The sequence below is a fragment of the Pseudomonas sp. KH_040 genome, assembly GCF_057839305.1.
Map to the genome: position 1 here is coordinate 5067607 of NZ_CM174487.1, position 12681 is coordinate 5080287.

Sequence of the window (12681 nt, forward strand, 5' to 3'; positions counted from 1 at the left end):
ACCTCGGTGTAATAGTTGTTTTTGTATGACCCTGTTGTAACGGGGCGGGGGCCATAGAACCATTCGACGATGGTAGTAACAAGCCCCTACAAATCCTCCACCTACCCCGTTTGCAAGCCAGACACCAACCTCTAAAACACCCCCAAACCCTGTGGGAGCTGGCTTGCCAGCGATTCAGACAACTCGGTCCCACAGACAAAACACCCGGTTACCAATCCAGCCTCTACCCCATTTCAAGGGATTGTTACCAAATCTGCCAAAGGTGTTTATCAAAACCCGCTCTGTTTACCCCCGCCCCATCTCCCTAAAATTCACCTCGCCGACAAGGCAAACGCGATTAACAACGTTACAGCCCCCACGAAGGCCGTTAATCCAGCTCTCAAGTAATAACCGCAAATGATGAAGTTCCACACGCAACCCTAAAAAGGTTGCGTGACCCCACTCGACCTCAAAAAGGTAAATCCGAATGAAAGCTTTATTGGTTCTGGCCCTCAGCAGTCTGTGCGCAACCGCCATGGCAGATGAGGTTCCGACTGATGTCGCGCAGCAACAACCGGTTATCGAGGAATACACTTACTCCACGCACCTGGACATCGCCAAAGTTGTTTCCATGAGCGAAGTTCCGAATGTCTGCGAAGTGGTTCCGGCCAAAATGGAATACGACGACTCCAAAGGTCAGCGTCACATCCTGCGTTACAGCATCATGGGCAACGGCTGCACCAATTGATGATTCGAGACTGCACCGAATTGGATCTCTCAGCGCTTCATTGAGGGTCGATTCCAGCCCGACTTCGGTCGGGCTCAGTTGTGTCTGGAGTCGTTGAAAATGGTTGCAAAACACAAGATATAGTGAAAAACGCGGTTTTTTGCTCATTTCTTGAGCAACCAAAGCCCGACGAAAAAATTAATCAAAAAAAATTCTCACCGGTCAACATCCGCGAAAGCCCTGTAAACCCTCGCTCCGACTGAAATACCCCTCCTGATCGACCGCCCTGTGCTGATTCGCCTCCCCCACGCGCGTGTTTTTTTCCCTATAATGCCGCCCTAATCGGGTCAGCAATATTCCCTTACAGGGATCAAAGCCATTCTGAAGCCCCGCAGTCGCGTTCAACGTGATCTGCGCCCGTCAGAGGCTCTCGGAAACCCGTACAAAATTCTGTTTTATTGCCTGCCTTAGCTGCTGCAAAAAACGATTCCTTAAGATCCAACGCGGTCTGTACGACCGTGTGAAAAACCAACCAATCAGGTTTCACACGGGCGACAGGCCCTCACGCAGGAGACGACACGTCATGCTGAGCTGGGACGAATTCGACAAAGAAGACAGTGAAGTAGCAGCAGTGAAAGGCGCCAACGCCGGCCACGCTACTGAAGCCAACATGGACCGCCTCGACAACGCTGGCGGTGCCGCCGCGATCGAAGCCCGCGCCGTGACCGCCGACGACTCGGCCGCTGTCGCCCGCGCCAAGGCTGCACTGAACTCCCTCGACGTCGCCGAAGGCCTCGCCGAACTCGAAGGCGCCTCCGCCCGTGTCGCCGTTGACGAAAAGCGCATGATCAACTGCCGCGCCGACCTCAACCAACTCGTGCCATTCAAGTACGACTGGGCCTGGCAGAAGTACCTGGACGGTTGCGCAAACCACTGGATGCCGCAAGAAGTCAACATGACCGCCGACATCGCCCTCTGGAAAAACCCGGAAGGCCTGACCGACGACGAGCGCCGCATCGTCATGCGCAACCTCGGCTTCTTCTCCACCGCCGACTCCCTGGTTGCCAACAACCTCGTCCTGGCCGTGTACCGCCTGATCACCAACCCGGAATGCCGCCAGTACATCCTGCGCCAGGCCTTCGAAGAGGCGATCCACACCCACGCCTACCAGTACTGCATCGAATCGCTGGCCATGGATGAAGGCGAAATCTTCAACATGTACCACGAGATCCCATCGGTCGCCAAAAAGGCAGCCTGGGGCCTGAAGTACACCCGTTCGATCTCCGATCCGAAGTTCGAAACCGGCACCCCGGACACCGACAAAGAACTGCTGCGCAACCTGATCGCCTACTACTGCGTTCTGGAAGGCATCTTCTTCTACTGCGGCTTCACCCAAATCCTCTCCATGGGCCGCCGCAACAAAATGACCGGCGTCGCCGAGCAGTTTCAATACATCCTGCGCGACGAATCCATGCACCTGAACTTCGGCATCGACGTGATCAACCAGATCAAAATCGAAAACCCACACCTGTGGGATGCCGAAATGAAGGAAGAAGCGACCCAGATGATTCTGCAGGGTACGCAGCTGGAGATCGAATACGCACGTGACACCATGCCTCGCGGCGTACTGGGCATGAACGCGGCGATGATGGAGGACTATCTGAAGTTCATCGCTAACCGTCGTTTGTCGCAGATCGGCCTTAAAGAGGAATATCCAGGGACGACTAACCCGTTCCCTTGGATGAGCGAGATTATGGACTTGAAGAAAGAGAAGAATTTCTTTGAGACTCGCGTGATCGAATACCAAACTGGTGGTGCTCTAAGCTGGGATTGATCTTCGAGGCAAAGCCCTCCATTGATCAATACTCGAAACTAAGCGTTAAAGAGCCCTGAACCATTCAGGGCTTTTTTATGAGCATGTGCTTTATAAATATAAAAAATTAATACTTCGCCTATAGGCAAGAAATATATTTGAACGAGAATCTAGGACATACCATCCCCAAAAATAAAACGTGTTGCAGTTATAAAGCTGCCAAAAGTGCCACGCAGTGTAAAAAACGCACTGCGCGAGGCACATAAAACTAGCAGCTAATCTCAACCGTTAAATCTTCTGGCTTATCCGCGACTTTTACGCCAAAACGAATCTTTGCTTCAATGTCATTATGTGGAAACTGGAGCGCAAAGCCAGGGGTAATATTAGTAGCAGAATTGTTTTTATCAATTGTAGGATAGAACAAAAATACCCCCTGTTTAGATGAGCGTAATTCTTGAGTAACCGAGTTATTCGATTTTCCTTCACCGAGGCCGCATAAATATTTGGCGATATATCGATGCCAGCTTTCAGAATAAGCATTAAACCTCTCCGAACCTCCCTCCACGCGAGAGCGTCTATACGAGTTAAAATTCTGACCTAGAATTTTATATGCAACGCTATTTTTTGGCCCTTCTATATAAAGAAAAAGCCACTGCTCAACATTTGTCTTATTCGCTTTATCCTCAAGAAACGCGATCTCCCTTTCCAGAACGCCTTGTGCAGACCACTTGTACGCTTTCAAAAAATTGACCATGTCCGTTGATGAGAGAGTAGCCCACCTAGACTTATAATCTTTATTTCCTTCGTCAGAGGTTGAGATAGATAGCACTCCTTCCCCAAAGCCAGATTTGGCATTTGCGAGAAGTCGCTCGAGTAAAACTTGGTTATATTTGACATGAGAGGAATTCGTTGGTGCTAGCGTCGACTCTTTCCATTCCTCTGAGAAATTCTTGAAAGTCACAACGGCATTATACATTTTGTTAGTCGCTGTTGGGCGTAGCAAGTGCGATGGTACGAGCGGAGGAACTTGAATTGGAAGTACCGGAATTCCGGTTTTGGGATTAGCGTATCTCTTCAATTCAGAGCGAAATTCCATTTCGTCACGACAAACTGCTTCAAATGCTTCATAAAGATCAATAGTACCTTTACCCGCTACCTCTTCACGCCCGATATAAAGCCTAACCAAATCGCGATAGCCATCGCGAAATCCAAACCAACGTCCCATCTGCATCAATGCATCTGCTGCCGCTGCACGACGTCGGTAGTAACTAACTGTCAATCCTTCGATTGTATACCCCCGAGAAAGCTTGGCCCCGCCGACGATAATTTTCCAGATACTATCACTTTCAAAATCTGGGTTATCGTTAGCCTCACCATTTACCACAAGTACTTTTTTTGAACCTTCTGACAATCGACTCCAGCAATCTCCCAGAAATGGTTTGATTTGACTAAAGCTTTTCGGTGCTGGGTAACCGTCTTCATCACTGCAAAACTTAGAATAGTCAGAGACCCACAAAGACTCAAGACGCCCCCAAGCACTGCCCGACATATATCCTCCCTTACTAAGGCAGCGCTCTACCTCTCCCGCTATTGCATCATGATGCTTCGTTAAGTGTGATACGTGCACAAGCATCGTATGGTGCCGGTAATTCTTAGAGAGCGCCGGATCAATACTTTGCCGAAATAACTTTACGGCACCACTAAGGATAAAAGAATCTATAGCTCGTGGTAAATTTTCAGCGGATACATCATCACCTACTACATCACGCACATAGGCTTTTTCATTCGGCCCAGCGACACTTTTGTCAAGGCGATCCAGATCATGAAAATCGGCGACGCCCATGTAGTTTTTAGGTCGCGACAAGCTAATAATAAAATCACGAGGGAAAAGATTTTCTTCGTTATCAGGGTCAATAAAAACATTAGCAAAAGGAGTTGCAGTATAACCAACGTATTGAGCTCGCGGCAATTGCTGCAAGAGCGAAACAATTGCGGAGTTAGTAGCAGTTCGCTCCTCCACCTCCTTTCTAGTTGGCTTCTTGGTATTGACCGAAGCCTGATCCGATTCATCATCAATAATTAAAGTTGGAATATCTGCCAACCTTGACTTAATCGAATCAAGATCATCCGCTACTTTTTTCAGTACGGCGGGGACCTTCTTTACAACTAGCAGCCTAACATCTTCAACATGAAGGTTGTCGGGATGATTGAATGGTTTAGTTTTATCCGCCCTACGAAACTCCAAAGATTGAATACCTTGTCTCAACCGCTGATAGTCACCGCTTATATTTGTAAGGCGATGCCAGTCGAACCCTCCAAAATCAGAGGGCAAACTTCCATGATCAATAAAACTATGAAGATCAGATGCATAACCAACCTCATCTTCAGCAGTAATAAACGGCTTACCAATTAACTCGCGATCGATCCGACGCTGTGTTTGGGCGCGTAGAATATTCATCGTTCCCGCAAGTACAATTATTAGCCGATACCCTGCATCTGCCGCTCGAGCAACAACACCAGTGAAATTCGCAGTTTTACCGCTCTGCACATAACCAACTACTAGTCCCTTTACGGGAAAGATCTCGTTCGCCTCTGGGTCTGATAGTCTTTCGGTTACTAACCTGGTACTTTCCTCCAAATCACTTACTTGATCTTGACTCCACCCCTTGCGTTCCCTTAGATATTTGGAATAAGCATCGCGGTAGAATGATCGACTCTGTTGTCTATCGGAATCGTACCAAGGCTTATGCTCTTGAGCGATAACAATCGGAGCTTCATAGGCAAGATTGGGTGGAAACCTATCATTAAATATCTGAATTAATTCATCATCAAGCTTCAGCAGATTGTAAATTAGCGCCCGTCGCTCCCTTGTATTTTTAGGAGTTGTTGTTATCCACGCCGCTGCAGATTCATAATCCCAGAAACTAAGCTTTCTACTGAACAGGATAAATACAGGTGCGGATGACGGAATGGAACTTATATACTCTTTAAAAATCGACTCAACTGACTCTTCCGCCTCAGAATTAAAATTGAGTGCCAATATCAAGTTTTTTGGCGCGCTAGCCATACCACCCAAAGTATCAGTTATTACGCTTATCAAATTCATAGTTTTATTTTCCTTAATAAAAGCTAAACGAACTAAGACTACTTTTCAAACAGGAGAGAATAACTTGGCATTCCCTCTCGAAATCCGAGACCTTCAAAATCCGCAAAATACCGAATATCTTTTATCCTTTCACGATGAGGTACATCAGATAATAAATCATCATTAAGTTTCGGACACCGTTCATCCACGGGTATAACCAACGGTGAGTTCACTAATTGTAGTCGCTTAGGATAGAACGAAGAATGTTCTGGGCGATAGCTAAAGTATTCTCGCAAAATTATATCTAGATTTAGTCTCACATCATTGCTCAGAAGATCTCTAGTTAGATAAATATCCTCAGAAAGTGTAGTGCCAGAATTGAGACCGGAGGGTGCAAACCTGAGTGAAAACACAAACAGATCATGTTCCAAGGATGGTTGCAACTGTGCAAACCCGTTGATGATATGAGCATGCCTTGGCCCACTAGTCGCTTTTACTTCAAACTCTTTCTTTCCAAAGCGAAAATCATGAGGCTGCCTCTGCGGACCAACCCATGCGCTGAGCGCTTCATCGCCAAATTTTTTAATGAGAATTCGAAGAAAGTATAGCTCTCCGCGCAACCCTAGCTGCACCTCTTCACTAAGGCTTGTACGAGTCCTCAGTAGCTCCCGCCATCCCTCAAGAGTTTCCTCAACAGCAGCTATGGGTAAAACTCCATTCAACTGTATCTTATCCGCAACAGAAACGAAAAAACCATACATTTCCTGGTAAAGCGAAAGAGTACTTGTACGAACTTCCAACATGACTCCTTCCAGCGTATGTACCATTGCTATTTTAATTTCTTCTAGAGGCGACTCTTTTGGTTTCACAACGCCATAGCACTGTACTCTCAACGCCAGCTCTTTACCGAACTCCGAAACCCAGATATCTACTGCGGGGGCGAGGCCATCGATAGAAGGAATACGGTGGACGAATGGAATTCCATTTTGGATTCGCACACGCAAATCTTCCCACCCGATGTGCCGGGAGCCTTGTTGAGCTATCGGATTCATTCAGCCATCCTCGAATGTTCTTCATTCACTGCCAGCATCAGGAGCTCATTAATCTCTTCAAGTCGCGCAGTGAAACGCTTACTTTCACGTTCTCTTAATAGATCATCGCGAAGCAGCAAAAAAAGTAGAATTTTTATAGTCGGAGCATCATTTAGGCTAGCGGATGTTCCTTTTAATAGAACTTGCCGATACATAGCATTGAGTACAACATTACAAGCTGAACGATCAATCCTAAAAAATCTGTCTTCCGGCAACTTAGCCCAAACAATATTTACTTCAGTTCTCGGTGATTTTTGGCCAGCAAGGTAAGTTGACGCTTTCCTTCTAACTGCAACACCAAATCCCCTGCCAGGTACGGGAATAAAAACTCTGTCAACGTCGACAGTTTTTCTATAAACATCTTCCGCGCATCTTAAATATTGATCCATGGCCCCATCTTTTGAGACTAGTGCCATCCTAAAATAATCAGGTACATCAAGCGCAGACTTTTGCACATTAAGACGAAATTCGGCGTCAAACTCTTGTGAAAGCTCGACTTCAACACGGGCCAAAGATAGATGATGATCTGCGTTATTTTCCCTCCAGCCATTCCACCCCCCTGCCTGAATTAGCCGCCCATTCCTGTAAAAATAAAAGCCTTGCCGCGTGGCAACATTTGTACCGCCTAATAAATACCCACTACTAATTTGATTAGGCGGCCAGATATGTGCGATGCAGTTTATTGTCTGAAGCTCGGTGACGTGTAAAGACACCTGTAAAGGGTAGTTCTTTTCACCCGTAATGGGATAGCTGAACGGGTTAAGACTTCCAACCGTAACGACAAAACCTTGGCCACCGTCAATCATATTTGCCGCATCAATGTAAAGCTTTACGCCTGCATCAATAAATCGATGGAAAACCAAACCAAGATGAACACTTAGTTTTTTTTGCAATCGCTGCAAGACCACTTCTAGCGACTTACTTTGGATAAGTGCATGGTCAAGCTCATCAATTATGACGAGAGTGCCGCTACCACCGATTGTAAACGGCCACTGGATTTCGGCCATCCACATTGCAGCTCCTTCAGAGTCGAGCAACTCACAGTTCCATCCAGCCGCTATCGATTTTGTGGTCCAGCGGCACGAAACGACCTGCTCCGCCTGTTTTGAAATTACAGTTAAACTCCGGCCTTGACTTAACGCGGCGGTCTTCAACCCCATTCCAAATTTTCCCAATGCTTGAGGGCTGCGTTCGCGGGTAGAACCGAACTGCATAGCTGAAAGAAGCTCTTCATTACTCATCCCCAATCCATTGTCGGCAAGTACTATACGTTTAATCTCCGACCCATCATGAACAAAGCGAATGAGTATATTCGTCGCACTTGCATCGATCGAATTATCGACCAAATCTGCAATTGCCTCTTCAATTTTATATCCGATACGTGACAACGCATCTGTGACTTTCCCTGCATGTGGCTGAATCGGTACAGTAGTAACAACTTTTAGTCCATTAATTGATGTTCTCGCACTCACTATTCGACTCCACTTAAATCGAAAAAAACTCTACTCTATAAATTCTGCATTTTCGCAAAATCTATAAAACTTTCTAGCGACATTAACCAATCACGCTGAACGATAGAGTAGGTCGCCTGAATATCCTGAGGAACTACAAGTCGTAACCCACGCGACTTCATCTCCATCGTTTGACTGTCGCTAATTGCAGCCTCCAGAGTAATCAGATGTTTTTCAGAAACACGATTAGCCTCACTCAACACCTGCCTCCATCGGTCTTTACAAGTTGTTTTCGCGCCAGCCATAACTAATTTTCCTGCGGGAAATGAATAATCGTGATACTCCGCAAAACCAGGAAAAATAAAATCAGGCTTAGAATTATTTTCTGTTGTCAATCCTTTGCCTCGTCCCTGCTGGAAGCGCAAACCATTTAAAAGAAAAATCTCTTCCAAGTGGCTTTCAAATGCGTGACCCACTCTAGATTTTCTTCGATTCTGAACGCTCAGGGAGAAACTAATAAATTCTTCAACGTCGTCGCCAAACTCGCCAAAACCAATCACAAGCTTCTGTTGAACTAGGTGCCGTTCGTAGATCCGAAAAAGTTTTTCTTCATGCTCCATCCAAGAAAGAATCGCTTTATCTGGATAACTTATAGGATCGACCTCTTGCCCAATAGTTTTTCTAGCATAGTTAGAAAATACTGATGTACTAGGAAACTTAGTACCGCCGAATGAATTGATTAACTTTTCAAGCCAAACATCATCATCCCTTTCACACTGACTTACTTCAATTCCTAGATCTTCAAGCATGAGCCTGAGTGGCAGAAGAAGCTGTACAGAATCTAAAGTTCCTGCGGTAAACTTTTCGTCAACATCACGGAGACCAAAGAGAAGCCTGAGTTGACTTTCAACCGATGTACCTGCTGGAGTGAAGATCATTAGTAACGACCCGTCCCGCATTTTTGCCACAAGCAGAAAATCGCCTTCGTCGATTAACTCAGTTACTGCGCTTTTATTATAATAAAGTCGGAACTCTGAACTACGATGTGGTTGTTTTCTCCGACAGTCGTACCAAGTAACAAACCCATCGCAGAAATCTGGTGCTACAGACTCATCCGTAACGTAGATCTGCTTCGCGTTGAATCGATACTCCTCATTTTTGCCTGGCGCGCCTAAATATTGTTTAAATCCGGCGGCTGGAAGGCCTCCTATTTCGTGTTGGTTGGAGGAGCCTGGATCAGCATCCACGGCGCTCAAATATTTGGCAGCTACGCCTTCGAAATAGTCACTGATACGGTCGGTGAACATACGGTTTCATCTATCTGTAAATATTCATTACCGTTTATCAGCCACTCTGCTATCTGGTCAATCAATACCATAGATTTTTTTTTGTCCATTGACCTAATTACACATTCCCAAACGATGAGCACTCGCCAACCATCACTCAAGAGTGCAATTTCCTGAAATCTGTCTCTGGTTCGATTTTTTTCGATTTTCTCCATCCAGAAATCGGGACGCGTCCGGGGTATTTTGAAGTATCGACAGGTATGTCCATGCCAGAAGCAGCCGTGGACGAACACCACAGCTTTGTATTTAGGTAAAACCAGATCAGGTTTACCGGGGAGATTATTGACGTGAATGCGGTAGCGAAACCCACGGGCATGCAAAGCCCTGCGAATCGAAACCTCTGGCTTGGTATTTTTACCTTTAATGCCAGACATCATTCGAGATCGGGTTACGGCATCTACAACATCGACCAAGCCTCACCTCCATGCACTCGATAGCTCAGCTCCTTTGTATACCCCTAGCGACTTCAAGCTCAAGGTTCGCTTTGAGCTATCTAGTGCATTGATGGATGGAGTCGACGAGAAAAATTACTCCAAACCTTGGATAGATATGCCTCTGCTTACTCTGGAAGGGCAAACTCCAACTGCGGCCTTTCCTCTTCTGCGTTTTTTTCCTTCGCGGCCAATATCCGGTCCTTCATCAACCGTGCTACAGCCTCAAAAACCGGGACTGCCACAGAGTTACCAAACTGGCGGTACGCTTGGGTGTCGGATACAGGGATTACAAATTTGCTTTCCCCCGGCTTGTCAAAACCCATCAGGCGCGAGCACTCATTCGGAGTCAATCGGCGTGGGCGATTGAGCTGATTCAATTCACTGTTGAAATCCAGGGTATCCATAAACCCACGGTCGACCAGTATTTCCGAACCATCCTTGTGGTATCTCGCCGACAGCGTACGAGCCACGTCGTTTGGACGAGTCAAACCAAAGCCAAAGCCATTACCCTTCTCACGATGCTTCTCGGCATACCGGTAAAGATAATCCCAAAGCTTCGGGGTGAGGATGTACTTCTCGTCCACATCCTTATCGAGCAGATCACCAAAGCTAGGTCGCTGCTTTGGTATGAGCTTGCTGATGTCGCGCAGGGTGAATCCTTGATGAACATTGAGATCACGGCGGAAACCGACCAGCACGATTCGCTCACGATGCTGTGGCACAAAATGCCTGGCATCAATGACCTTCGGATCTGATCCCTTTGGCGCATTTACATCTGCAACCTCGTAGCCCAGTTCATCCAACGCTTCGCAGATGATCCGGAAGGTATTGCCCTTGTCATGGCTTTTCAGGTTTTTCACGTTTTCGAGCAAGAACGCGGCCGGACGTTTCGCGGCAATAATGCGCGCCACGTCGAAAAACAGAGTGCCTTGGGTCTCGCATTCGAAACCGTGCTTACGACCCAAGGAATTCTTCTTGGATACACCTGCAAGAGAAAACGGCTGGCAAGGGAATCCTGCCAGCAGAACATCGTGGTCAGGAATTTCGCGATCAATGTTCTTGTAGGCTTCCTCGTCACTGATTTCTGGCTTGTCTGAAAGCGTGACCGAGCGGATATCGAGATTGAAGCGATGACGGGCAGGATCGCAATAGTGGTTCGCTTTGTACGTTTTAACGGCGTACTTGTTCCATTCGGATGTGAACAAGCACTCGCCACCGATGGCTTCAAACCCTTTCCTGATGCCGCCAATGCCGGCAAAGAGATCGATAAAGGTAAATGAAGGTTTGTGGTTTAACCGCTTGGGCAACAGATCCTTCAGACGAGTGAATTCAATGTGAGAGAGCTTCGGCGAAGCCTTTCCCTTGATCCAGCGATTGATGGTTTCGCGACACCAGTGGCTAGGGCTTACGTCGTTTAGAATTTCGGCCAACTGCCCTTGATCATAGATCTCTAGGAGCTTATGCAGCAGCGCTAGGTCAGTCACGGGATGGGTATCAGGCTCGTACGAACCCGAGGTTGTTTCGCTCAAGGATTCAAAAGACGGTGTTTCAAAAAGATTCATGAGCCCGAAATTCCTCTGGGTCAAAGCTGTGACGAATGGTCACCATTCTAGCCCGCAAAACTTCAAAGTAAATGAAATTTCTTGGATTCCGTGAGATGAGTCATGGCTACACGGATGTGGGAGCTGCGGGATTCGATGGCGATCAAACACTGGATATAAACACAGCATAATTTACTCCGCATCTTTGTCCAGGTTTCCTTTCGCCTCAGGACCAGTAGGAAAAGTCGCTGGTTGACGACCATCCCTGATGCCCCTACCCTCAGATCCGAGCCTAAGAAACTCTACAAACCAGAGCGGTTCTCCGCACCCGACAGTCATGCGGCTTTTTTTCGTCTGCGGTTTCTCTACGTCTGCGAAAAATCCCGTTATGTCGGGAGTGGGCGAATACAAGACCCGAAAGGGGAATATGTCCGGCCCGTCTCTGGTGGGTTTCTTAGCTCCCGACCCCCTAACGAATGCCCTAAGAAAGCAGCCAGAGGTAAATGGAAATGCCTGAATATCAAACCTTCATGATGAAGGTGAATCGCTGTACCCATAGAACGCCCTCGTCGCTTCCGACTCCGGAGGCCCGCCATGTCTGAGCCATTTTTACCGACTCGATTTACTCGCAACAAAACGCACCTGCATGCCCTTCTGGTTGAGAACCAAGCGTGGTTTTGTGTCCATGAACTGGGCCGATTGATGGGCAAACATCTTGATGAGCGCCAGCTGCGCAAACTCGATGCTGATCAGCGGCAGATGATGTGCGTGGAAACCTATGGCGAAGCTGAGGAACACATGATGGTGAGTGAGTCCGGTGTGTATGCACTACTGATCTATCACTACTGTCCTGAGTACCGACAGCTTCGTGAATGGGTGACGCTTCAGGTTGTGCCAGCGCTGCGTGATGCTCCTCCGACACGTTCTGTAGAGCGGCCAACGCTGAGTGTTTTGAGTTGGCCGCAGATGTCGCTGAGTACGTTGCACTGGCAGGATGAGCCGTGGATTCGGTTGCGGGATATGCCTTGTTTGTTGGCGAATGATCCGCTTAATCGTCATGAGTCCTGGTGGCGTAAGGCTTCGCGATTGTTGCGTGGAGGCTAATGGTTTCAGAGTCCGCTGCTTGAGTTATCACGCAGCGGATTTTTTGTGCCTCAAAATGCATGGGGCTGCTTCGCAGCCCAGCGGGAGCAAGCTCCCTCGCCACAGGATGA

The 12681-nt window shown here is 47.4% G+C and carries 9 protein-coding genes; 3 read left to right on the top strand and 6 right to left on the bottom strand.

Translation table 11 applies throughout. The features are described 5' to 3' along the window. Positions 1-466 precede the first annotated feature (466 nt). Both AC3IUF_RS22545 and AC3IUF_RS22550 read left to right on the top strand, forming a co-directional pair. Positions 467-727 carry a DUF2790 domain-containing protein gene (locus tag AC3IUF_RS22545; RefSeq protein WP_007912695.1) on the top strand — a complete coding sequence of 87 codons (261 nt, stop codon included), beginning with the start codon at positions 467-469 and terminating at the stop codon, positions 725-727. 562 nt (positions 728-1289) lie between these two features. Next, a complete protein-coding gene (locus AC3IUF_RS22550; protein WP_007912693.1) occupies positions 1290-2540 on the top strand; it encodes a ribonucleotide-diphosphate reductase subunit beta in 1251 nt (416 codons plus the stop codon). 247 nt (positions 2541-2787) lie between these two features. On the opposite strand, the gene AC3IUF_RS22555 is transcribed toward AC3IUF_RS22550, so the two are convergent. The 6 genes from AC3IUF_RS22555 to dcm form a co-directional block, all read right to left on the bottom strand. Beyond that, a complete protein-coding gene (locus AC3IUF_RS22555; RefSeq protein ID WP_414893920.1) occupies positions 2788-5625 on the bottom strand; it encodes a Z1 domain-containing protein in 2838 nt (945 codons plus the stop codon). A gap of 38 nt (positions 5626-5663) precedes the next feature. Continuing rightward, positions 5664-6656, bottom strand: coding sequence for a PD-(D/E)XK motif protein (locus AC3IUF_RS22560; RefSeq protein ID WP_489279341.1), 993 nt, complete (start codon positions 6654-6656; stop codon positions 5664-5666). After that, the gene (locus AC3IUF_RS22565) at positions 6653-8167 is read right to left on the bottom strand and encodes an ATP-binding protein (protein ID WP_489279343.1); all 1515 of its coding nucleotides are present in this window, start codon (positions 8165-8167) and stop codon (positions 6653-6655) included. The genes AC3IUF_RS22560 and AC3IUF_RS22565 overlap by 4 nt, the downstream gene beginning before the upstream one ends. A 35-nt stretch (positions 8168-8202) precedes the next feature. Continuing rightward, on the bottom strand, positions 8203-9453 hold the full coding sequence (locus AC3IUF_RS22570; RefSeq protein WP_414893923.1) for a type II restriction endonuclease: 1251 nt from the start codon (positions 9451-9453) through the stop codon (positions 8203-8205). Beyond that, positions 9414-9905 (bottom strand): very short patch repair endonuclease, encoded by a 492-nt coding sequence (locus AC3IUF_RS22575; protein WP_414893924.1) that lies wholly within the window; start codon positions 9903-9905, stop codon positions 9414-9416. The genes AC3IUF_RS22570 and AC3IUF_RS22575 overlap by 40 nt, the downstream gene beginning before the upstream one ends. Before the next feature lie 146 nt (positions 9906-10051). Beyond that, positions 10052-11488, bottom strand: a complete 1437-nt coding sequence (gene dcm, locus AC3IUF_RS22580) for a DNA (cytosine-5-)-methyltransferase (protein WP_414893925.1) — start codon at positions 11486-11488, stop codon at positions 10052-10054. A gap of 573 nt (positions 11489-12061) precedes the next feature. On the opposite strand from dcm, the gene AC3IUF_RS22585 reads away from it, so the two are divergent. Beyond that, on the top strand, positions 12062-12571 hold the full coding sequence (locus AC3IUF_RS22585; protein ID WP_489279345.1) for a BRO-N domain-containing protein: 510 nt from the start codon (positions 12062-12064) through the stop codon (positions 12569-12571). The last annotated feature ends 110 nt before the right edge of the window (positions 12572-12681 follow it).